Below are 24231 nucleotides of genomic sequence, written 5' to 3'. Positions count from 1 at the left end.
AGTAAAAAATAGAACCTATAGAACAGTTTCTCGATAAAAATGAACGTATTAGTTGCTTTATTGATGTTTTTCTTGAAAATAGTAGTCTTACCCTTTACAGTCCAACTAAATTGTAGAGGAGGCTATTGAGTTTTGTATGAAAAGCCAAAAGGAATAAAATTAATCAAGCCTTCAAAAGGCTACCACAAGAAAATTAAGGTTTATTATTTACTATCTTAATGGTTTTAAAAAAGCTGAATTTTATACTATTTTCAAAAAACAAATTGTCTTACTAATTTAACTATTTTGTCTTCCACACGAATCCCAGTAGCCCCTTTAAATGTAATCAGTCGCTATGAAATACCATTCTGCCTTTAAATTACTATTTATTTTCGTACTGCTAAGCTTACAAGTGTATAGCCAAAAGCAACCTGCCAATCAGGCTACTGTAAAAAGCCAAGATGCATTGTCCCATACCGCTTCCTCTCGTCGCTACCCCGTCGCTCCTTTTCGCGACACCTTATTTTATGTGTACAACAAAATTGGCGCTTTCACACCCGAAAAAAGAGCCAAAGCTATTGAAGATCGCATACGTCAAATTTACAGTGACCCTTTATTTGAGGCTGATTCGCTAAGAATTTCCCCGGCCGACATTTCTTTGGATATCGTTTACAAAGGGAATTTTATAATACTATCTATCACCACCACAGATGCCAATAGCGAAAACTTAGATAGTCAAACCTTGGCCGAAAAGCGAAAAACTATACTTGCTCAAGCCTTACAAAATGAAAAAGCGAATAACGCTTCCTTGCTCTGGTTACAACGTATCGGATTAGCCCTTTTGTTTTTAACGGTAGTGCTTTTACTCTTGTATGGAATTACTATTCTATTCAAAAAATTGATGTTTTATTTAATGAAAAACGATGAACGTTTTTTTAAGGGAGTACTTTTAAATAATTATCACATTTTAACCCCGAGAAACCAACTCTTTTTTACGCTAAAATTCATCAAATTTATACGCTTAGTTGTGCATGGGTTATTGATTTACTTGTCACTTCCCTTGTTGTTTAGTGTTTTTCCCTCGACCGTCGGCTACACGACAAAATTAATGCTATGGATTTTAAAACCGGCCAAGTATGTTTTGTCTAGCTTTTTGGACTATTTACCTAATTTATTTTCAATCGTAATCATCTATTTGGTATTCCAATATTTGGTCAAGATTCTTCGTTTTTTTGTGATAGAAATTCAGAAAGGCAAAATAAAAATTAACGGATTTTACAGTGATTGGGCTAAACCAACCTTCAATATCGTGCGGGTTTTGTTGTATGCTTTTATGTTGGTTATCATTTTTCCCTATTTACCAGGCTCCGATTCTCCAATATTTAAAGGGGTGACGGTATTTGTTGGTGTTTTATTTTCCATTGGCTCTTCAAATGCTATTGCTAATATGGTGGCGGGATTGGTCATTACTTATATGCGGCCCTTTAAAACAGGTGATTTTATAAAAATCGGAGATGTAAGCGGTGAAGTGATTGAGAAAACAGCCTTAGTTGTGCGAATTCGAACCCCAAAAATGGAAGATATTACCATTCCCAATGCTACTGTTTTATCAAGCTCCTCTATCAATTTTTCCGCAAATACTGATAAGAATACCCTTGGATTGGTTGTTCATTCCACTGTGACCATTGGTTATGACGTTCCATGGCGTGATGTTCACAAAGCCCTGATTCAAGCCGCAACCCAAACCGATTGGATAGAAAAAGAGCCATTACCTTTTGTGTTACAGACTAGTTTGGATGATTTTTATGTTTCCTATCAAATTAATGCTTATACCAAAGAAGCCAAAAAACAACCTGTTATTTATTCTAGTTTGCATCAAAACATTCAAGATAGTTTTAATGAAGCCGGTATCGAAATCATGTCACCTCATTATAACGCCTTGCGAGATGGCAATCAGACGACTATTCCAGAGGCCTATCTTGCAAAGGATTATAAACCCTCGGAATTCAGAGTCACCAATGGGCAAAACGGGGCAAAATAAATTTATTGAAATATCACTAAAAGTGGGTATTGTACAAGCTGTTTAGTTGGGGTAAATTTGCCCTTGAAGAATGATTTTTTAAATCAGAAAATGCAAAAATTAACTAACAAATGAGTACGCAAGAATTAACCAAATTTACGGAATCCATTAACTCTAAAGTAGAAGAAGGATTCGTCTTAGAAGAACGAAACGATGCTCTGCCTTTTGCTGTTTTGTCTAAAAAACCGAGAAGAGTAAATCATCAATTAAACTTCAAATTATCTTGTATTACCCTTGGCGCATGGTCTTTAGTTTGGTTATACCAAAGTTACATTTCAAAAGCCAGAAAAATTGTAGTAGGATTAGACGAAGACGGCAACGTTTTTCAAGAAAACTGCTACATGGGATAAACGTTTTCAATTAACCAAACCAAAAACCAGACCACGATGCTCCACTTTTTATGAGAATCGTGGTTTTTTTATACCTCTTTGATTACGATAATTTGTCTTTCAAATACTTTGCTGTAACTGATTTTTTGTTTTTCACAATGGATTCGGGGGTACCTACGGCTAATAATTTACCGCCATTTTCTCCTCCTTCAGGACCTAGATCAATAATCCAATCTGCACATTTTATCAGATCTAAGTTGTGTTCTATCACTAAAATGGAGTGTCCTTTTTCTATCAAAGCATCAAAAGAAGCCAATAATTTTTTGATGTCATGAAAATGCAATCCAGTGGTGGGTTCATCAAATACAAACAGCGCTTTTTCTTTGGTAGCTCCTTTTACTAAAAAAGAAGCTAATTTGATGCGTTGTGCTTCACCTCCAGATAAGGTTGAAGAAGATTGTCCTAATTGTACATATCCTAAACCGACATCTTGTAAAGGTTGTAATTTTTGCATGATTTTACTTTGTTTGTGATGCGTAAAAAAAGCAATCGCATCATCAATAGTCATGGAAAGAATATCATGAATATTCTTTTCTTCGAAAGCAATTTCTAAAATTTCTTTTTTAAATCGTTTTCCATTACACGTTTCGCAAGGCAATTGTACATCGGCCATGAAAACCATTTCTACATTGATAGTTCCTTCTCCTTTACAAGTCTCACATCGCCCTCCATCTACATTAAAAGAAAAATGTTTGGCTTGATAGCCTCTTACTTTGGATAATTTTTCTTTGGCAAACAACTCTCGGATATCGTCATAGGCTTTGATATAGGTCACGGGATTCGAACGCGAGCTTCTTCCAATGGGGTTTTGATCCACATATTCGATATGTTTAATATGTGAAAAGGACCCTTTCATTTCAGTAAATTGTCCCGCTTTTTCACCGATGTTTTCCAACTTTTTTTGCATCGCAGGAAATAGTATCTTTTTGATTAAAGTACTTTTTCCGCTTCCTGAAACTCCTGTTATTACGGTCAAAACATCCAAAGGAAAGACGACATCAATATTTTGTAGATTGTTTTCTCTAGCACCAATGATTTCGATGTAATTTTTATAAGAACGTCTTTTTTTGGGCGTTTCAATAGTTTTGCTCCCACTCAAATAATTAGCGGTTAGTGAGTTGGCTTTTAGGATTTCAGAAAAAGTGCCTTGTGCCACTAAGTTTCCGCCCAAGGTTCCTGCTTCAGGACCAATATCAATAATCATATCGGCGGCTTTCATGATGTCTTCGTCATGCTCTACCACAATTACAGTATTTCCTAAATCACGTAATGACACTAGGACATTAATTAAGCGTTCCGTGTCTTTGGGATGTAAACCAATACTGGGTTCGTCCAAAATATACATCGATCCTACCAAACTACTTCCTAGTGAAGTAGCTAAATTGATGCGCTGTGATTCACCACCTGATAAAGTGGCGGAGTTTCGGTTTAAGGTTAAATAATCTAGTCCTACCTCGGTCAAAAACGACAAACGGTTATTGATTTCCACCAATAATCGCTTGGCTATTTGCTTTTCGAAGTCCTCTAGTTGAAGTTCTTTGAAGAAGTGTACTAGATTTTTTATAGGTAAATCTACTAGATCAGAAACGGTTTTGTGATTTATTTTTACATAAGAAGCTTCTGGTCTGAGGCGTTTTCCTTTACAAGTAGGACATTTGGTTTTGCCTCGGTAACGCGATAGCAACACGCGATTTTGTATTTTATAGTTTTTTTCTTCTAACTCTTTAAAGAAATCATGCAGTCCTTGAAAATATTCATTTCCTGTCCAGAGGAGTTCCTTCTGTGCACTAGTCAATTGAAAATAGGGTTTGTGAATGGGGAAATCAAATTTATAGGCAGCGTTGACCAACACTTCTTTAAACCAACTCATACTTTCGCCACGCCAAGGATAGATTGCATTTTCAAATATCGAAAGCGTCGTGTTAGGAACCACGAGTTCAGGATCGATTCCTATAATATTTCCATAACCTTCGCAGGCAGGACAAGCTCCGTATGGATTGTTGAAACTAAATAAATGAACGTTCGGTTCTAGAAAAGAAATACCATCCAATTCAAAGTTATTCGAAAAGCTGAATCTGTTTTTTTGATTTAATTCTTGCAAAAAACAGTCTCCTTTTCCTTCATAGAAAGCGGTTTGAACGGCGTCGGCCAAGCGATTGTAAAATTCCTCTTCCGTTTTAACCACGATACGATCTATGATGAGTTCGAGGGAAATTTTTTCTAACGCTTTCTCTTTTTTACCTGAAATTGAATAGATAAAATCATCCAAACGCAGCATTTCTCCATCGACAAGAACTCTTGCAAAACCTTGTTGTTGCAGTATTTTTAGTTTATCTTCTAGTTTTCGACCTTCTTCTAGATGTAGTGGAGCCAATAGCAACCATTTGGTGTCTACTTCTAGTTCTTTAACACAATTTACGACATCGGTAACCGTGTTTTTTTTAACTTCTTGTCCGGAAATAGGAGAGTAGGTACGGCCAATTCGGGCATACAACAATTTGATATAATCATAAATTTCGGTTGAAGTTCCTACCGTGGAGCGCGCATTGGTGGTATTTACTTTTTGTTCGATGGCGATAGCAGGGGCAATACCTTTGATGTATTCTACTTTTGGTTTATCTAATCGACCCAAGAATTGTCTGGCGTAAGAGGATAAACTCTCTACATAGCGGCGTTGTCCCTCAGCATACAGCGTGTCAAAAGCCAAACTTGATTTTCCGGAGCCAGAAAGTCCTGTGATTACGACTAATTTATTTCTTGGAATAACCACATCCACATTTTTTAGGTTGTGTACTTGGGCCCCTTTTATAATGATATTTTGCTTCGGATCTAGTTGGGAAAGGTCGATGGACATAATACAATGAATTTCCACAAAAGTAATGAATTTTGCTTGGTAAGTGAATGCGATATGCCTCAGAAATTGAATAGCGACAACTGATAATGGCTATTGATTATTCTTCAGATAGCTTGTGAAAATTTGGGATAGCTTTTCTTTGTGCTGATTTTCGGCTGGACTTCCTTACTTTTTTCAGTATATCATTGCTGTTTTCTAAAAAAATGTCTTTTTTTACACCCAATTCCTTCCATTATTCCTATCAAAACTAAAACATCAAGAGTCTCTAATGATTTTATGTTTATTTTTACAAAAATCTTCAACTATGCAAGTATTAAAAACGGTACTATTGGTTACTTTTTTATCTATTTTCAATGTAACGGCACAAGAATTTCCACCAATTATTAAATATTCCCCCAATATCTACGAGGCAGGTAATCAAAATTGGATGATTTCACAAGATCAAAATCAGTATTTATATTTTGCTAATAATGCTGGATTACTCACTTTTGATGGTTCAAACTGGGATTTGTATCCTTCACCCAATGAGACCATCATTCGGTCTGTTAAGGTAATTGGCGAGCGTATTTATACGGGCTGTTATATGGAATTTGGGTATTGGATTCGTCAAAAAAACGGGCAACTTTTGTACACTTCTTTAAGTACAAAAATGAAAAGTAGACTTTTGGAAGACGAGCAGTTTTGGAATATTCATAGCTATGAGCACTGGGTTGTTTTTCAATCTTTGAATAGGATCGTTATTTATGATACTAAGAAACAAACCTTCAAGGTTATCGCTCCTAAAGCCGAGGTTTTGAAATCTTTTAAAACGGATAACGCCATTTATTTTCAAACAGTAACTAATGAAGTTTATGAAATCATTAGCGGAAAAGAAAATAAGATCTCTAATGATCCCATTTTGAGGCGCAACAAAATCATTAATTTGTTTCCTATAGAAAAAGGGCTTTTAATTCTGACGCAAGAGAACGGTTTTTATACTTTAATAGACCATAAAATTGATCGATTCAAAACGGATATCGATTCGCAATTAGTAACCAATAAAGTCTACAGTGGCCAAAAATTAGCGGCCAATGGTTTCGCCATCGGAACGATATCTAATGGTGTCTTTATTTTGGATGATAATGGTCATTTGGTACATCATATCGATCAAAGTAAGGGATTGACTAATAACACGATATTGTCCTTGTTTGAAGATGTAGCTAATAACCTTTGGATAGGCCTGGATAATGGCATTAATTGCATTAATTTAAAATCTCCTGTAAAAACGTTTTCTGATAACTCAGGAGTATTAGGCACCATTTATGATTCCAAAATTATTAACGGTCTTTTGTATGTGGGTACTAATCAAGGCTTATTTTATAAAAAATATAATTCTACAGATAAATTTAAGTTCGTAAAAGGTACCAAGGGACAGGTTTGGACTTTATTTGTAAAGGACGACACCTTATTTTGTGGTCATGATTCGGGCACTTTTTTGATACAAGAAGGTAATGCTGCCTTAATTTTTAGTCAATCAGGCACTTGGAAGTTGAGTCCAGTTTTTAATCGTAAAGATGTTTTATTGCAGGGGAATTATTATGGTTTTTCGGTTTTACAAAAATTAAATAATCAATGGGTTTTTAAAAATAAAATTGATGGATTTAATTTTTCTGCAAAGAACTTTGAGGTTACTGATGCGCTAGAGGTCTACATCAGCCATGAATATAAAGGGATTTTTCGTTTACAATTGAATAAAGATTTATCCAAAGCCTCTTCGATTTTTACTTATGCGACTCCCAAGAAAGGAAAAAATGCGAGTTTGATAAAATTCAATGGTGCGATTTATTATGCTTATAAGGAGGGGATTTTTAAGTTGAATTCAAGGACCAAAACATTTGATAAGGATCCTGAATTGAGTGATATCTTTAAAAAAGAAGAATACATTTCGGGCAAAATGATACTTGATGATTCAAATAAATTGTGGCTTTTTACTAAAAGTTATGTGCATTATTTGTCTTTGAATAAATTAAATTCTCAATTAAAGGATAATGCGTTTCCAATGCCTTTGGCTATTACGAATTCGATGGTTGGTTATGAGAATTGTACACAATTATCGAGTTCAGTATATTTATTTGGAACGGTAGATGGGTATTATACCTTAAATTTAAATGATTTAAGAATAAAAAAATACAAAATTGGGATTACAAGTATTGCAGTAAATACATTGAATGAACCACCTGAGAATTTTTCGATAGCCGATGAGGGGGATATGTCCTCTAAGCAAAACAACATTTCGTTTAATTTTACAGTGCCTGAGTACAACAAATATATTAAGGCTGAATATCAATATTCTCTCGAAGGCTTTCAAGATAATTGGAGTCCATGGAATACTAAATCTTCGATTAATTTTAAAAATTTACCATCTGGAGCGTATGTTTTTAAAGTAAGGGCTAAATTTTCTAATCAATTACTAGCGAATGTAGCCGTGTATAAATTTACTATTTCAAAACCATGGTATTGGACTAATTTTGCCATCCTATTATATCTCGTTTTATTGGTGGTTTTAGGGTTTTACATTCATCAAGCCTATCAAAAGTATTATGCGGCCCAGCAGGTTAAATTAATTGAAGAAAATAACCGGTTACTCGAAATTAAAGAATTGGAAAACGAAAAAGAATTGATGCGCGTAAAAAATGAGCAACTTTCCCAAGACGTAGATTCTAAAAATCGAGAATTAGCGGTTTCTACGATGAGTTTGCACAATAAAAATGAGTTGTTAGAATTTATCAAAGAGGATTTGAAAAAATCGTCCACGAATTCAACTTCAAGTATTCGAACGGTAATTTCAACTATTAATAAGAATATTACTAAGGATGATTCTTGGAATGTATTTAAAGAAGCCTTTGATAATGTAGATAAAGACTTTTTGAAACGTGTCAAATTATTGCATCCTACTTTAACCCCAAACGATTTGAGGCTTTGTGCTTATTTAAGAGTGAATCTTACTTCAAAGGAAATTGCACCCTTATTAAACATATCGGTTCGCAGTGTAGAGATCAAACGCTATCGTTTGCGTAAAAAAATGGATTTATTGCACGAACAAAGTTTAGTCGATTATATTTTGAAAGTTTGATTTGTTACTATTTTGCCAAAAAAAACTATACATCACCTCAACATTTAAGAATGGAGCGGTGATTTTTTTTTAGTTTCAAGCAATTTATTAACATTTATAAATGGCTATATTCCTAGGTTTTAGGTTATTTTTTTTGGTTTTTTTAAGGTTGTATGTTTTTTGTTGAGGTAGATTTTTTAACTACAACGTGATAGTTGTTTAATTTTATGAAATCAATAAAAAAAAACAAGTATGAAATCGAAACTAGTATTAATTTCATTTATGCTGCTGTCCTATTTAGGATATTCGCAATCAAATGAAATCAGCGGAACTGTTTTAGATGCCCAATCAGGATTATCGCTCCCGGGCGTTAATGTTAGGGTGAGTAACAGTAATCAAAGTACATCAACTGACTTTGACGGAGGCTTTAAATTGTTTAAAGTGGCTCCAAAATCTATTTTAATTTTCAGTTATATAGGTTACAGTGATTATCAAGTTACCGTTACTGGGAACGAAAAGTTAGTCATTAAAATGAAAGAAGAATCCAATTCACTAAAAGAAGTAGTCGTAATTGGATATGGAAGTCAGAAGAAAAGAGAAGTAACAGGAGCCGTTTCGGTTTTGGATGCCAAATCTCTTGATGTTATTAAACCAATTAAGGTAGAGCAAGCCTTGCAAGGAACTGTTTCAGGGGTAAATGTTACCGCGCAGTCCGGTGCTCCGGGTGCGGGTTTAGACATCCGAATTCGTGGTATTGCTACCAATGGGGAAAACAGACCTACTACTATCATTGATGGTTACATTGGAGAATTAGGGTTGTTGAATCCAAATGATATCGAAACCATTACTGTATTAAAAGATGCTCAAGCAGCAATCTATGGTACTATTGGTGCAAATGGTATTATTTTAATCACCACCAAAACAGGTAAAAAGAATGCTAAAACGAAAGTAAGTTTTAATACCTACGTTGGTTTTCAAGAAGCTTCTAGACTGTTACCCACTTTAAATGCCACAGAGTACGCTTTATTGCTTAACGAAAGTTATGCTAATGGTGGGCAAACAATTCCTTATCCTAACGTAGCTGGTCTAGGCAAAGGAACCAACTGGCAAAAAGAAGTAATTAAAACAGGTGTCCCTATCATTAATCATGACTTTACCGTTTCGGGTGGAGCAGAAAAAATGACCTATGCCTTTAGTGCTTCTCATTTAGACCAAGAAGGTATTGTGGGTAATGCTAAATCAGGTTTCTTAAGAAACACCGCAAGATTGTCTGTAGGGGCTGATTTATCCGATAAATTGAAAATGAAAACCAACGTTATCTATACCTACTTCAATAGAAAAACGTTAAATGAAAATGGTTTAGGTTCTGTATTATTTAATGCTTTGAATACGCCGTCGACTTTGGCTCCTTACGATGCTAATGGCGCTTTTACTCTGGTTCCTAGTACAGCAGGTTTAGGAAATGAAATTATCAATCCATTAGCTCAAATCGATAACACTTATAACGATTACAATTTTAAAAAGTTGAATGGTAATTTTGGTTTAGACTACAAAGTGTTAGATGGCCTTGTGATTTCTTCTTCTATAGGTTTTAATACTTCTCATAGCGATTCTAAAAACTTTGCAAAAGAAGTTGGATATGGAGGAAAAGTTTTTGATGTGGTTCGTAGTTCGGTAACACAAGGGACCGTAAATGACAATGATTACTCTTTTGATATTTTTGGTACTTATACCAAAAAAATTGGCGAAGATCACAATTTTGTAGCGACCTTAGGTAATACTATTTATAAACAATGGGGTAGCGGTTTATCAGCAACAGGTTATGATGTTCCTAATAATTCCTGGGATTTTGCAGATATTTCTTTGACAACAGGATTCTTAGATGCCAAAACAAATGGTTCTTATGTATATGACGAAAGGAGATTATCCTATTTTGGAAGAGTGCAATACGATTACAAAGGAAAATATTTGTTGTCAGCCATGTTACGACGTGATGCATCAACCAAATTTGGACCTAATAACCGAGTAGGATATTTTCCATCCTTTACCGGAGGTTGGATTATTTCTGACGAAGGTTTTTTTGGAGAGCCAAAAGTGCTTAATTTCATGAAATTGAGAGCGAGTTATGGTACTTTGGGGAATGACCAAATTCCAAACAATGGGTACTTAGGATTTTTGAACGGAGAGGCTACTTATGTATTTGATGGTATTTTAGCCAACGGAACCGCAGTAGGACAAACCCCTAATCCTGACTTAAAATGGGAAGAAGCTCGCAAGTTTGACGTAGGTATGGATTTCAAATTGTTTGACAATAAATTATCTATCATAGCTGATTATTTTATCGATACTCGTAAAGATTTGTTGATTCCAAATATTCCAGTTTCTGGGATTATTGGTACTAATGCTCCTGGAGCTGCCTCACCGACTATCAATGCTGGTACTGTGCGTAATTCAGGATTAGAACTTTCATTTGATTATAAAAAAACATTTGAAAATGACTTGTCTTTGAGTGTAGGATATAATGTAACTTTCTTGAAAAATGAAGTTTTAGCAGTTAATAATGGTACCGGTTTTATTGAAGGAGGTTCCTTTGGAGTAGGGCAACCAGCCCCTTCAAGAATGGAAGTAGGCAAACCAATTGGCTATTTCTACGGCTATAAAACAGATGGTATTTTCCAAAATCAAGCGGAAGTAGATGCTCATCCATCTCAATTAGCTTTAGGAGCCAATGCAGCGCCCGGAGATATTCGATTTGTGGATACCAATGGAGATGGCGTTATTGATACCAAAGATAGAACCAATATTGGTGATCCTGTTCCAGCTGCCACCATGGGTTTCAATGTTCAATTGAACTATAAAAATATCGATTTTGCTGTGTATACCTTTGCTTCTGTGGGCAATGATATGGTACGCAACTACGAAAGAACTTTATCAGATGCCAATCGTTTGAATTATACTTTAGACCGTTGGACTGGTGAAGGAAGCTCTAATGCTGTACCTAGAGTAACTACGGCTGCCACTTCTAATAACGTTTTCTCAGATTACTTTGTTGAAGATGCTTCCTATTTAAGAATTCAAAATATTCAAATCGGATATAGTTTAGATCGTAGTTTTTGTGAAAAAATTGGACTGTCTAAATTCAGATTGTACACAGGGGTAAACAACCTTTACACTTTTACTAAATACAAAGGTTTTGATCCAGGTGCTTCTAATGGTGCTCCAATTGGTGGTGGAATCGATTACGGATTCTATCCTATTCCAAGAACCTATTTGATGGGTCTTAATATTAATTTTTAATACAATTGCAATGAAAAAATATTTTTATATATCCATAGTAGCCCTACTTGTTACTTCTTTAGCTGTCAGTTCATGTACAGATGATTTTGTGGATCGTCAACCCGAATATTCGATAGATTCAGAGAATTATTTCAACTCAAAAGCGGAGTATGACAAAGCCTTAATTGCGGCTTATGATTTATTACAATCGTCTTATGTCAATGTTATTTTGGGAGAAATTGCCTCAGATAACACCTTGGCTGGTGGCGAAAGTCCAAACGACGTTATCGGTTTCCAACAGATAGATGATATGATTCATACTCCTGTAAACACCAATTTACGTGATTTATGGAATTGGATGTTTGCCGGTGTGCAAAGAGCCAATTATATCTTAGAGTTTAAAGACAAAACTAATTTCGTAGGAAAAGAACAAATTATTGCTGAAGCTCGTTTTTTAAGAGCTTATTACCACTTTGAATTGGTAAAATGGTTTGGAGGCATTCCAATGAAAGGGGAGGCTCGTTTTCAAATTGGAGATGAAAAAACCATCAAAAGAGCTAGCAAAGAAGAAGTGTACGCCGCAATTGAATCTGATTTAATCTACGCATCTCAAAATTTAGCTGCAGTCCCTTCTCAAAAAGGAAGAGCCACAAAAGGTGCTGCCTTAGCTTTACTTGGAAAAGCCTATTTGTTTCAAAATAAATATGCTCAAGCAGCTTCAACGCTTGATGCTGTAGTGACCTCAGGTGCTTATTCTTTAGTGGCAGATTACAATTCTATTTTTGAAATGGCAGGTGAAAACAACAAAGAGTCTGTTTTTGAAGTGCAATATACGGACATTGAAGGAGCAGGATTTGGTTGTTTGCAATGTAGTGAAGGTAACGTTGCCGTTGGTTTTAATGGAATTAGAAACTACTCTGGCGACCTGTTTACTTCGGGATTTAGCTTTAATGTTCCTACTAAAGAAGCATTTAACGCTTATGAAGCCGGTGACGGTAGAAGAGGTGTTGCCATTCTGGATATCGAAGCTTGGGCAGCTAGTACTGGTGCAACCTTTGGAAAAGGAAACGAACACACAGGTTATTTTAATAGAAAATATTTGCCAAGAAAACGTAGTAGCAATGCCGCAGGTGATTTAAACTTAACCAATCCAAACAATTACAGAGCCATTCGTTATGCCGATGTTTTATTAATGGCTGCTGAAGCTTACAATCGTGGTGGACTTGATGATGCGAAAGCAAGAGGCTATTTGAATCAAGTTCGTGATCGTGCTTTTGGAGACACCAACCACAGAATTACTGCTTCTGGAGCAGCTTTAACTGATTTTATTTTTAAGGAAAGAAGATTAGAGTTATTAGGCGAAGGACATCGTTTTTTCGACTTAGTGCGTACCGAAAAAGCAGCAGGAACGATACCTAACTTTAAAGCTGGTAAAAACGAAATTTTCCCATTACCGATCGAAGAAATTCAGTTTTCTGGAGGAAATTGGGAACAAAACCCTGGATATTAAAAAATCGATATTATGAAAAAAATAGTATATGTAATAAATATGTTAGTACTAGCCCTATTGTTGGGTTGTACTAACGAGAATAATCTGGTTGATCTCAGTGGTTTGGAAAATCCAAAAAACGTATCAGCTCTGACCACCGTTACACAAGACAATACAGGCTTGGTAACATTTATACCCCGTGGTGAAGGCGTAACTCGCTATGAAATTTATTTTGGAGACGGAACTATTGCACCGGCTTATGTAGCCCCAGGAGCAAGGGTAGATCACAAATATAAAGAAGGTGTTTACGATGCTAAAATTGTTGGAACAACTTTAAATGGTGGTAAAACTGAAACCATTCAAAAAGTGGTAGTTTCATTTAAAGCGCCAGAAAATTTAGTGGTGACTATTGAAAATGATGCACAAGTTTCTAAGAAAGTTACTGTAACCGCTAAAGCCGACTTCGCATTATTTTATGATGTCTATTTTGGAGAAGCCGGAAAACCAGATCCGATTTCGGGGAATAATGGAGAATCCGTTTCTTACACTTACAATCAACCTGGGGTTTACAAAATCCGTGTGGTATCTAAAAGTGCAGCTATTCAAACTACTGAATTTTCAAAAGATTTTACAGTAACTGAAGTCAATAAACCTTTTGCTTCTGCACCTACTCCTCCGAACCGTCAAGCCGGAGATGTGATTTCTATTTATTCTGCCAAATATACCAATTTAGCGGGTACTGACTTCTTTCCCTATTGGGGACAATCTCAAGCGGGTTATGCTGCTACTGAGTTTGATTTGAATGGAGATAAAATATTAAATTACATTAACTTGAGTTATCAAGGTACTCAATTTGCAAATAGTGTTGATGTGTCGGGCATGGAGTTTCTTCATATGGATGTTTGGACCGCTGACGTTCAAAAATTTACTACTTTCTTAATCAGTAAAACGAGTGGTGAAAAACCAGTAGTTAAAGATTTGGTAGCGGGTCAATGGACCAGTATCGAAATTCCTATTACTGCTTTCACGAGTCAAGGATTAACGGTGAAAGATATTTTTCAATTCAAGTATGAAGGAACACCTTCCGGAAAAGGATCAGTATTTATAGATAATATTTATTTCTATAAAACGCCTAGTCAATTGAATGTGATGCCAATAGATTTTGAATCTACTTCTTTAAAGTACACATGGGTAGGCTTTGGAGCATCTGATTTTGGGCCAATTCCATCTTCTGTAGTGGCTAATCCTGATAAAACAGGTGTAAATGTTTCGAATACAGTACTTAAAATTGAGAAGACAGCAGGAGCTCAAGTATGGGCTGGTGCTGCCATGGAATTGGATGCTGTAGTAGACTTAACCAAAGGCAAAATAATAAAAGTTGCGGTTTGGTCTCCAAAAGCGGGTTCTAAAATTCTATTCAAAATGGAAGACACTACTTCACCAAAAGATGGTAATGGAAATCCAACTATTTTCGTAGAAGTAGAAGCAACCGCTACTGTAGCCAATGCTTGGCAAATTCTGAGTTTTGATTTAACTACTTCCAATACGTTTAGTGCTGCTCACAAATATAATAAAGTAGCATTATTCCCCAATTTTGGTACGGCTGGAGCAGCGGGAATCTATTATTTTGATGATATCAAACAATCTAATTAATTAAAAAGGACATGAAAAAAATATTTTTTAATATAATAGCGCTCTTCAGCTTACTACTCTTAGTAAATTGTCAAGACGATAACGTTGAGTTTGGCTCGATAGCAGCACCAAGTAACTTGGTTGTCACTTTTGATATAGTGGGCAAAACAGCTCAAGCACCCGACGGAGACGGTTCTGGAATTGTGAAATTTACCGCAAAAGCCGATAATGCGATTTCTTATAAATACGTTTATGGGGATGGAATTACGGAAGTAGCACCCGCCGGAAAAACGGAACATGGGTTTAGTGTTGTAGGAGTCAATACCTATACTGTAACTGTAATTGCTAACGGAAAGGGTGGTGTAACTTCTTCTACCACTGTAGATGTAAAAGTGTTCAGTAATTTTAGTGACGAAAAATCAACTAAGTTACTTACTGGAGGAACGGCAGCTGGTAAAACATGGTACATTGCAGCTAATGAAAATGCACATTTTGGTATCGGTCCAAATAGTAGTGATCAAACTCAAAATTATTACCCAGCATGGTATTCAGCAGGGCCATTTGAAAAAGCAGCTACTTGCTTTTATGATGGTGAATTTAGTTTTGCCTTAGTGAATGGTAAAATTGAATATAAGCAAGATAATAAAGGGAATACTTTCTTTCATAATTCCTACAAAAGTGTAGGTGGTGGTACCAACGGAGGCGATGATCAGTGTTTTGCCTTTAGTACAGCTGGTACTAAGATCGTATCTTTAGCACCCTCTACTTCGGTAGTAACCAAAAATAAAGAAGCGGCCACGCAAACAACCGGAACCGTTATGAATATTTCAGATGCAGGTTTCATTGGCTACTATGCAGGAGCTACTCAATTTGAAATTCTTTCTATTACTGAAAACAGAATGTATGTTCGTTTTGTACAAGGAAATGAGCCTGGTTTTGCCTGGTATTTAGTACTTACTACAACTAAACCTTCTCAGGTGCCTGCAGATGATTTTACCAAATTAGTTTGGGAAGATAACTTTGATACAGCTGGTGCACCCAATACGGCTAACTGGAGTTACGATCTAGGAACTGGCACGGGTGGCTGGGGTAATGGCGAACTTCAATCCTATACTTCAGATGCTAAAAACGTTAAGGTAGAAGGCGGAATGTTGAAAATAACTGCGATCAAAGAAGGATCTGGCTATTCCTCTGCTAGAATTAAATCTGAAGATAAATTCAAATTTAAATACGGTAAAGTAGAATTTAGAGCTAAAATGCCTGCAGGCGTTGGAACTTGGGGAGCCGTTTGGTCTCTAGGTCAGGATTTTAAAACAGTAGGATGGCCTAATTGTGGAGAAATTGATTTCTTAGAATATGTTGGAAAAAATCCAAGCGAAATAAGCGGAGCCTTCCATTTTCCTGGAAATTCTGGAGGAGGTGCTATTGTAGGTAAAACTACTATTGCCAACCCAACCACTGAGTTTCATGTGTACAAAACCATTTGGACAGCCACTTCTATTAAAATGTATGTGGATGATAAGTTGTATCATTCTTTAGACAATAGTCCTGCAACCGTTTATAATAAAGATTTTTTCTTGATCATAAACCTTGCTATGGGTGGAGGTTTAGGAGGACCAGTTGACCCTTCTTTCACTCAATCTACCATGGAAGTGGATTACATAAAAGTCTATCAATAATCCCTTACTTTTAAATCAATAACGAGTAGGATCATCACAACCTACTCGTTACTTGATTTTTTATATCCCTTTTTAGTAGTATGAGGTTTTCAAAGCTTTTTAGTGTTTTTTGAAGAGATTCTTCTATAAATCAGTAGTTCATTTTTCACCTTCATTCTCTTTTTTTAAATGGTTTTTTCAATGCTATTAGGTATTGAACAAAGCATTCAAAGCAAGTATTTAAAATTTTATGAAAAAAAATAGTATAGTATTTATAGTTTTTATTTTCTCAATGATCACCTATTCTCAAAGCGAGAAAGTGGCCGTAACTCCATCCAAAAACGGATTTTATCTTAAGGTCAATAATGAAAATTTCATGGTCAAGGGGATGAATTGGGATTATTATCCCATTGGAAAAAATTATGACTACGTTTTATGGCATCAATCTGAGGATTTTATTCAAAAAGCCTTGAATCATGAAATGGGCTTACTCAAAAATATGGGGGTAAACACCATCAGAGTCTATACCGGCATTCCAAAAAAATGGATCGAATACATATATACTAATTTTGGAATTTATACCATGCTCAATCACTCTTTTGGGCGATATGGCGTTGCAATAGATGGGAATTGGACGTCCAATACGGACTATGCAGACCCAAAAGTGAGAGAAACACTTTTGAACGAAGTCCAACAATTAGTCTCAGAGTACAAAAACACCAAAGGATTGTTGCTGTATTTGCTAGGAAATGAAAATAATTTCGGGCTTTTTTGGCAAGGTGCAGAAACAGAAGACATTCCTGTGGTCGATAAAAAATCGACTAAACTGGCCAAAGCGATGTACCAACTTTTTAATGAAGCAGCATTGGCGATGAAATCAAATGATATGAATCATCCAGTTGCCATCTGTAATGGAGACTTATTATTCTTAAACGAGTTGGCAAAAGCATGTCCAGCTGTTGATATTTTGGGCATCAATGTATACCGAGGCGTATCTTTTGGAGACTTATATGAACGAGTAAACAACGAATATGGAAAACCAGTTTTGTTGACTGAATTTGGCTCAGATGCCTTTAATGCTACTACACAAAAAGAAGATCAAAAGGCACAAGCGGCAATTCTAAAAGGCAATTGGAACGAAATTTATGAAAATGCTGCAGGACTCGGAAAAAGCCAAAATTCTATAGGAGGTTTTACCTTTCAATTTAGTGATGGTTGGTGGAAAATGGGACAAACCATTAATTTGGATATTCATGATAGCACCGCTTCATGGGCCAATGGTGGCTACCTTTTTGACTTTGAAAAAGGGAAGAATAATATGAATGAAGAATGGTTTGGGATTTGTGCTAAAGGCAAAGCTTCTGATGATGCAGTGTATCCTTTATATCCAAGATTAGCCTATTATCTCTTGAAAGAGGTCCATCAAATAGATCCTTATCGCAAAAGAAATTCGGTTGCTAAATTGCAAAAAAAGTTTGAGGCAATGGTCCTAGAAAACATTAAAATGAAATAAAAGTACTCAAAGAATGCTATGAAATGTTCGTGGTATTTCAGTGTAAAATAAATAAAAATAAATAGAAAAATAATATAAGATGAAGCTAGTTGCATTAGAAGGAGAAAAATATTATAAAATTGAAAATAGCGATGCTTTGAGACCTTTTTTGATGAGCATGGTGAGCGATTCTGATCATTGGTTGTTTATATCGAGTAATGGCGGACTTTCAGCGGGTAGAAAAAATGCTGAATATGCCCTTTTTCCTTATTACACCGATGATAAAATAACCGAATCTGCTGATATTACTGGGAGTAAAACCATTTTTCAAATTCGTTTAGATGAAAAAACGATGGTTTGGGAACCTTTTACAGAACGTTTCAACGATACGTACCATTTGACTAGAAATTTGTACAAAAGTTTTTACGGTAACAGGATCATTTTTGAAGAAATACAGGAAGATTTAGAACTTGTTTTTCGCTACGAATGGAGTTCAAGCGACCGTTTTGGATTTGTGAAAAAATCTACCCTCATCAATAATTCCAATAAGAGTTACGATATCAAGGTTTTGGACGGCCTCCAAAATATCATCCCTTATGGTGTGGGTAGCGATTTGCAAAACAGCACTAGTAATTTGGTTGATGCTTATAAAAGAAGTGAATTGCATACCGAAAGTGGCTTAGGCATTTTTGCTTTAAGTGCGATTATTGTAGACAAGGCGGAACCTAGCGAGGCGCTCAAGGCGAATATAGTATGGTCCATCGGATTAGAAAATCCTACCTATTTATTATCTTCTAAACAACTGCCTGCTTTTAGAAAAGGACAGCAACTAACCGCAGAAACGGATAATAAAGGTGAGAAAGGGGCTTATTTTGTTGGGAGCGAACTTCAATTAGCTGCTACAACGACTGTGAATTGGAGGTTTATTGCCAATGTGAATCAAAATCAAGCACAAGTGGTAGCTCTTTGCGAAGCGATTCAAACTGAAGCTTCTCTTGAAAATCAAGTAAAAGAAGATATACTTCTTGGTACTCAAAAATTAATGGCTCTTACTGCTGCAGCCGATGGATTGCAATATACGGCGGACAAAAAATCCGATGCACGTCATTTTTCAAATGTGCTTTTCAATTGTATGCGTGGCGGTATTTTTGATAAAAATTATCAAGTTGAAAAAACTGATTTTGTGGCTTATTTTGAAAAAGCCAACGCCGAAGTTTTTGCTAAAAACAGCTCCTTTTTTGAGAATTTAGCCAAAGAATTTAATTATATCGAATTATTAGAGCGCATTCAAAATCATACAGATCAAGATCTAGTGCGTCTTTGTACAGAATATTTACCGCTTAAATTTAGTCGTCGCCACGGCGATCCAAGCCGTCCTTGGAACAAATTTTCCATCAATACGCGCAACGAAATTGATGGTTCCAAAGTCTTAGATTACGAAGGCAACTGGAGAGATATTTTTCAAAACTGGGAAGCATTGTCGCATTCGTATCCCAACTTTATCGAAGGGATGATTCATAAATTCTTGAATGCTTCTACTTTTGATGGATACAACCCGTATCGAGTGACCAAAAGTGGTTTTGATTGGGAAGCCATCGAAGCTGATAATCCTTGGTCTTACATTGGTTATTGGGGGGATCACCAAATTATTTATTTGCAAAAGTTTTTAGAATTTATCCAAAACTATTATCCTGGAAGATTGCAATCGTATTTTGATAAAGATTGTTTTGTGTATGCTGCCGTTCCTTATACCATCAAGCCCTACCAAGACATTTTGAAGAATCCAAAAGATACTATTGCTTATAGTCATGCTTGGGAAAAAAGAATTCACGAACGCAAAGCTTTACTAGGAGCGGATGGTGCTTTATTGGTGACTTCTAAAAACAACATTCATCATGTAAATTTCATCGAAAAAATGCTAGCCACACTGTTGGCTAAGTTGTCTAATTTTATTCCAGAAGGCGGTATTTGGATGAATACCCAACGTCCGGAGTGGAATGATGCTAATAATGCTTTGGTGGGTAATGGTGTTTCTATGGTTACTCTTTACTACTTGCGCCGTTTTATGACTTCTTTTGGTACGATGCTTTCCAATTATTCTGGAGAAAGTATCAAATTATCGAACGAGTTAATTCAGTTTTTTGAAAGTATTTCAGAGTGTTTTATCGAAAATGAAAGTGCTCTTGAAGGTGCAATCAACGATCAAAAACGTAAAGAAATCTTAGATGGTTTAGGAGAATCGGCTTCAAAATACCGTTTGCATATTTACAGTTTTGGATTTTCGGGACAAAAACAATCGGTGGCTATTGCAGATATCAAAGATTTCACGGCTTTAACCTTGCGCTTTTTAGATCACACTATCCAAGCGAATGAGCGTCCAGATCACTTGTATCATGCTTATAATTTGATGGAAGTTGTTCAAGATGGTGTTACGGTTTCTTATTTAAGCGAGATGCTTGAAGGACAAGTGGCGGTCTTAAGTTCAGGATATTTAACCACTGAAGCAGCAGTGCAAACTATCGATGCGTTACGAAATAGCGCCTTATATCGTGAGGATCAATATACTTACATATTGTATCCCAACAAAGACTTGCCTAAATTTTTAGAAAAAAATTGTATTCCTTCCGAAAAAGTACAGCAATCCCAATTGTTATCTCAGTTAGTAGCAGAAGGAAATGGAACTATTTTGAACAAAGATGTCAAAGGAATCTATCACTTTAATGGTAATTTCCATAATGCCAATGATGTAAAGAAAGCCTTAGAACAATTACATAAAAATGAAAAATATAGTGCCTTGGTCGCTCAAGAATCTGAGATGATTCTTCATATTTTCGAAGAAGTATTCAATCACAAAGCCTTCACCGGTAGATCAGGAACATTCTTTGGTTATGAAGGCTTAGGCTCTACTTTTTGGCATATGATTTCCAAATTGCATTTGGCAGTTCAAGAAGTACTGCAAAAAGCTACCGAGACCCAAAAAGAATCCAATTTAGTAGCAACATTGACTTCGCATTATGCGGCCGTTAAAGAGGGGATTGGTGTACATAAAACGACCAAATTATATGGCGCATTTACTACCGATCCTTATTCTCACACCCCTTCTCACCGTGGGGCACAACAACCCGGTATGACCGGACAAGTTAAAGAGGATATTTTGACCAGAAAAGGCGAGCTAGGGGTTACTGTTGAAGAAGGTGTTTTGTTTTTTCAACCTACTTTTTTAGATAAAAATCAGTTTTTACAAGAAGCTGAAGCGGTACTGTTTTATGATAGTAGCAGTCTTCCTTATACTTTGACATTGTCGCCCAAAAGTCTTGCTTTTACAGTCTGTAATGTACCTGTGATTTATCAATTAGGGGATGAAAATTTCTTAGAAGTGAAATGTAATGATGGCAAAGTTGAATGTATTCATTCGGCTTCTTTAGGAAAGGAATGGAGCCAAGAAATTTTCCAACGAACAGGAGCGATTCATTCAATTACGGTGCATTTAAAACATTTTTAAGATGATAAAAGCTAAACTACTTGGAGGATTGCTTGTAATGATAACTGTTTTTAGTGGCTGTAAAGATTTTACAGCTGCTGTAAATAAGGAAGTTACAGCGGCGACCATCCTTGGAAACCCCGATTATCAAGCCATTTGTTATGGCGGATATCGTTCCAATACGCGTGAAAATGTACCTACTGTTGCACAAATCGTGGACGATATGAGGATTCTTTCAGCGATGAACATTAAAGTGATCAGAACGTACAATGTGCATTATACCGAAACTTCGAATATGTTAAAAGCTATTCGATTGTTGAAAAATGAAAACCCATCGTTTGAAATGTATGTCATGCTTGGTGCTTGGATAGATTGTAAAAATTCATGGACAAATCAACCCCTTGTTAGAAATCAAGATAGTGAAAGAAATGCGGTAGAGATCAAAGAAGCGGTTCGTTTGACTAATGAGTATCCTGATATCGTCAAAATAATCGCAGTAGGAAACGAGGCGATGGTCAAATGGGCCACAAGTTATTATGTAGCACCCAGTATTATTTTGAAATGGGTGAATCATTTGCAAGAATTAAAGCAAAATGACCAACTTCCAAAAGACGTTTGGATTACTAGTTCAGATAATTTTGCGTCTTGGGGCGGAGGTGACAAAGAGTATCACGTAGCCGATTTGACCCAGTTGATGAAAGCAGTGGATTATATCTCGCTACATACTTATCCAATGCATGATACGCATTATAATCCAAAATTTTGGGGAATTCTAAAAGAGGATGCAACACTTTCTGAAAAAGAAAAAATTGACAAAGCCATGCTGCGCGCTCGTGATTATGCGATTGCACAATATACTGCTGTTAAGAAGTACATGGAATCTTTAGGAATCAATAAACCTATTCATATCGGGGAGACGGGATGGGCTTCGATTTCAAATGAATTTTATGGCGCAACAGGCTCGAAAGCTACCGATGAGTACAAAGCAGCAGTCTATTATCAAGTAATGCGAGATTGGAGCAATGCTAACGGAATAGCTCTTTTTTACTTTGAAGCTTTTGATGAACAATGGAAAGATAGTAAGAATCCGTTGGGGTCTGAAAATCATTTTGGATTAATCAATCTTCAAGGTCAGGCTAAGTACGCGTTGTGGAATATAGTGGATAAGGGGGCTTTTAAGGAGCTGACTCGAGATGGAAAACCCATTACAAAAACGTATCAAGGGGAGTCAAAAGCACTTTGGCTCGATGTAAAAACACCTGCGATGATACAATAATTTCAAATAAAATGAATACTAATCAATTTTTACAAGTGCATCGCTAAAGATTGTGCTAACGTATTTCAAAAAATAAATTTTATGAAAAATAATGATACCAGCCCTGTAAATAAAGTAGCTATGGGACAAAAAATAGCTTTTGGATTGGGCATGTTAGCCAATCAAATGTTTCCGGCAGCTCTAGGAATTTTTATGGTAGTATTAGTACAGGATTTAGGATTTCCCGCTTGGATGTGGGGAATATTATTCTTTTTACCCCGAATTTTTGATGCTTTTTTAGACCCTATTATGGGATTTATTTCAGACAATACCCGATCAAAATGGGGCAGAAGAAGGCATTATGTTTTTATGGGTGCTATTATTATGGGAATTTCGTTTGTCATTATGTGGCAACTTTACAGAGAAAACGGCTTGAATTTTAATTTCTTATTCTTCTTGTTTTGGTCCTTCTTTTTCTATTTGGGCCTAACTATTTTTAGTGTTCCTTATGTCGCAATGGGATACGAAATGAGCGATGATTTTCATGAACGCACTTCCATTATGGCAGTTTCTCAATGGATAGGACAATGGGCTTGGGTGATTGCGCCCTGGTTTTGGGTATTTATGTACGATCAAAAGTGGTTTCCTAATGCCGATACGGCTACCAGAACCTTGGCCATTTGGGTAGGGGTTTCTTGTATGATTTTGGCGATGGTCCCGGCTGTTTTTATTACAAGTAAATCAACCGTCAACGAAACTAGTTTTACGCCACTTACTATGAATAACCTGAAAGAAAGTCTAAAAACGATTATCTCAAGTTTCAAGGAAGCCTTCAAGAGCGTTCCCTTTAGAAAATTATGTTTGGCAACGTTTTTGATTTTTAATGCGTTTAATACGGTGGCCAGCTTCTCCTTTTTTATCGTCGTGTATTATTTGTTTAATGGCGATGTTGCTGAAGCGGGAATTTGGCCTACGCTTTTTGGCAGTGTTGGCGCTTTGGCTACTACTTTTATGGTGATTCCAATAGTGGCTTGGCTGTCTAAGAAAATGGGAAAAAAGGATGCTTTCATGATTTCGCAAGGTATTTCGATTTTGGGGTATATCTTATTGTGGTTCTTATTTGTTCCGGGAAAACCTTATTTGTTTCTCATAGCGCTTCCTTTCTTTTCCTTTGGAATTGGCAGTTTGTTTACCATCATGATGTCGATGACGGCAGATGTATGTGATGTTGATGAGTTACAATCTGGCAAGCGCAGAGAAGGTATTTTTGGTGCGATCTATTGGTGGATGGTCAAATTTGGCTTTGCGATAGCCGGATTGTTGACTGGCGTAATCATGACCTTAGTGGGCTTTGATCCTGATGCCGCGACTCAAACGGATACGGCAATTACTGGACTACGACTTTTTTATTCTGGGATTCCAATGTTTGGGACACTACTCGCCATGTGGATTATGAGGGATTATGATTTGTCTGAAGAAAAAGCAAGAGAAATTAAAGCAGCTTTAAACAAGAGGGAACAAACAACAATTTTAAACGTTTCGGAACAATGATAGT

General features: G+C 36.2%; 12 protein-coding genes. 11 read left to right on the top strand and 1 reads right to left on the bottom strand.

Going from position 1 to position 24231, the window contains the following annotated elements:
- Positions 1-334 precede the first annotated feature (334 nt).
- Positions 335-2020, top strand: coding sequence for a mechanosensitive ion channel family protein (locus tag ACSVH7_RS05435; RefSeq protein ID WP_438065675.1), 1686 nt, complete (start codon positions 335-337; stop codon positions 2018-2020).
- Between the two features lie 110 nt (positions 2021-2130).
- Positions 2131-2409 carry a hypothetical protein gene (locus ACSVH7_RS05430; RefSeq protein ID WP_438065674.1) on the top strand — a complete coding sequence of 93 codons (279 nt, stop codon included), beginning with the start codon at positions 2131-2133 and terminating at the stop codon, positions 2407-2409.
- A gap of 82 nt (positions 2410-2491) precedes the next feature.
- On the opposite strand, the gene uvrA is transcribed toward ACSVH7_RS05430, so the two are convergent.
- Positions 2492-5302, bottom strand: a complete 2811-nt coding sequence (gene uvrA, locus ACSVH7_RS05425) for an excinuclease ABC subunit UvrA (protein ID WP_438065673.1) — start codon at positions 5300-5302, stop codon at positions 2492-2494.
- Between the two features lie 304 nt (positions 5303-5606).
- Here uvrA and ACSVH7_RS05420 point away from each other — a divergent pair, with 304 nt between their 5' ends.
- The 9 genes from ACSVH7_RS05420 (at position 5607) to ACSVH7_RS05380 (ending at position 24227) form a co-directional block, all read left to right on the top strand.
- Positions 5607-8414 (top strand): triple tyrosine motif-containing protein, encoded by a 2808-nt coding sequence (locus tag ACSVH7_RS05420; protein ID WP_438065672.1) that lies wholly within the window; start codon positions 5607-5609, stop codon positions 8412-8414.
- A 231-nt stretch (positions 8415-8645) separates the two neighbouring features.
- Positions 8646-11690 carry a SusC/RagA family TonB-linked outer membrane protein gene (locus ACSVH7_RS05415; protein WP_438065671.1) on the top strand — a complete coding sequence of 1015 codons (3045 nt, stop codon included), beginning with the start codon at positions 8646-8648 and terminating at the stop codon, positions 11688-11690.
- A 10-nt stretch (positions 11691-11700) separates the two neighbouring features.
- Complete coding sequence (locus ACSVH7_RS05410; protein WP_438065670.1) at positions 11701-13179, top strand: RagB/SusD family nutrient uptake outer membrane protein; 1479 nt, start codon at positions 11701-11703, stop codon at positions 13177-13179.
- A 12-nt stretch (positions 13180-13191) separates the two neighbouring features.
- Positions 13192-14811, top strand: a complete 1620-nt coding sequence (locus ACSVH7_RS05405) for a hypothetical protein (RefSeq protein WP_438065669.1) — start codon at positions 13192-13194, stop codon at positions 14809-14811.
- A gap of 11 nt (positions 14812-14822) precedes the next feature.
- On the top strand, positions 14823-16469 hold the full coding sequence (locus ACSVH7_RS05400; RefSeq protein ID WP_438065668.1) for a family 16 glycosylhydrolase: 1647 nt from the start codon (positions 14823-14825) through the stop codon (positions 16467-16469).
- Between the two features lie 229 nt (positions 16470-16698).
- Positions 16699-17961: a glycosyl hydrolase gene (locus ACSVH7_RS05395; protein ID WP_438065667.1), complete on the top strand. Its 1263-nt coding sequence runs from the start codon at positions 16699-16701 to the stop codon at positions 17959-17961.
- Positions 17962-18040: 79 nt separating this feature from the next.
- Positions 18041-21442 (top strand): hypothetical protein, encoded by a 3402-nt coding sequence (locus ACSVH7_RS05390; protein WP_438065666.1) that lies wholly within the window; start codon positions 18041-18043, stop codon positions 21440-21442.
- Position 21443: 1 nt separating this feature from the next.
- Positions 21444-22697 carry a glycosyl hydrolase family 17 protein gene (locus ACSVH7_RS05385; RefSeq protein ID WP_438065665.1) on the top strand — a complete coding sequence of 418 codons (1254 nt, stop codon included), beginning with the start codon at positions 21444-21446 and terminating at the stop codon, positions 22695-22697.
- 81 nt (positions 22698-22778) lie between these two features.
- A complete protein-coding gene (locus ACSVH7_RS05380; protein ID WP_438065664.1) occupies positions 22779-24227 on the top strand; it encodes an MFS transporter in 1449 nt (482 codons plus the stop codon).
- Positions 24228-24231 lie beyond the last annotated feature (4 nt).

The organism is Flavobacterium sp. TSSA_36 (assembly GCF_051547165.1).
Classification (GTDB): domain Bacteria; phylum Bacteroidota; class Bacteroidia; order Flavobacteriales; family Flavobacteriaceae; genus Flavobacterium.
Note: the sequence above shows the minus strand (reverse complement) of the source record. Positions and strands in the feature narration are given on the sequence as shown.

Coding starts and splice junctions, on each gene's coding strand:
- ACSVH7_RS05435 (WP_438065675.1), top strand. CDS start 335: ATGAAATACCATTCTGCCTTTAAATTACTATTTATTTTCGTACTGCTA.
- ACSVH7_RS05430 (WP_438065674.1), top strand. CDS start 2,131: ATGAGTACGCAAGAATTAACCAAATTTACGGAATCCATTAACTCTAAA.
- uvrA (WP_438065673.1), bottom strand. CDS start 5,302: ATGTCCATCGACCTTTCCCAACTAGATCCGAAGCAAAATATCATTATA.
- ACSVH7_RS05420 (WP_438065672.1), top strand. CDS start 5,607: ATGCAAGTATTAAAAACGGTACTATTGGTTACTTTTTTATCTATTTTC.
- ACSVH7_RS05415 (WP_438065671.1), top strand. CDS start 8,646: ATGAAATCGAAACTAGTATTAATTTCATTTATGCTGCTGTCCTATTTA.
- ACSVH7_RS05410 (WP_438065670.1), top strand. CDS start 11,701: ATGAAAAAATATTTTTATATATCCATAGTAGCCCTACTTGTTACTTCT.
- ACSVH7_RS05405 (WP_438065669.1), top strand. CDS start 13,192: ATGAAAAAAATAGTATATGTAATAAATATGTTAGTACTAGCCCTATTG.
- ACSVH7_RS05400 (WP_438065668.1), top strand. CDS start 14,823: ATGAAAAAAATATTTTTTAATATAATAGCGCTCTTCAGCTTACTACTC.
- ACSVH7_RS05395 (WP_438065667.1), top strand. CDS start 16,699: ATGAAAAAAAATAGTATAGTATTTATAGTTTTTATTTTCTCAATGATC.
- ACSVH7_RS05390 (WP_438065666.1), top strand. CDS start 18,041: ATGAAGCTAGTTGCATTAGAAGGAGAAAAATATTATAAAATTGAAAAT.
- ACSVH7_RS05385 (WP_438065665.1), top strand. CDS start 21,444: ATGATAAAAGCTAAACTACTTGGAGGATTGCTTGTAATGATAACTGTT.
- ACSVH7_RS05380 (WP_438065664.1), top strand. CDS start 22,779: ATGAAAAATAATGATACCAGCCCTGTAAATAAAGTAGCTATGGGACAA.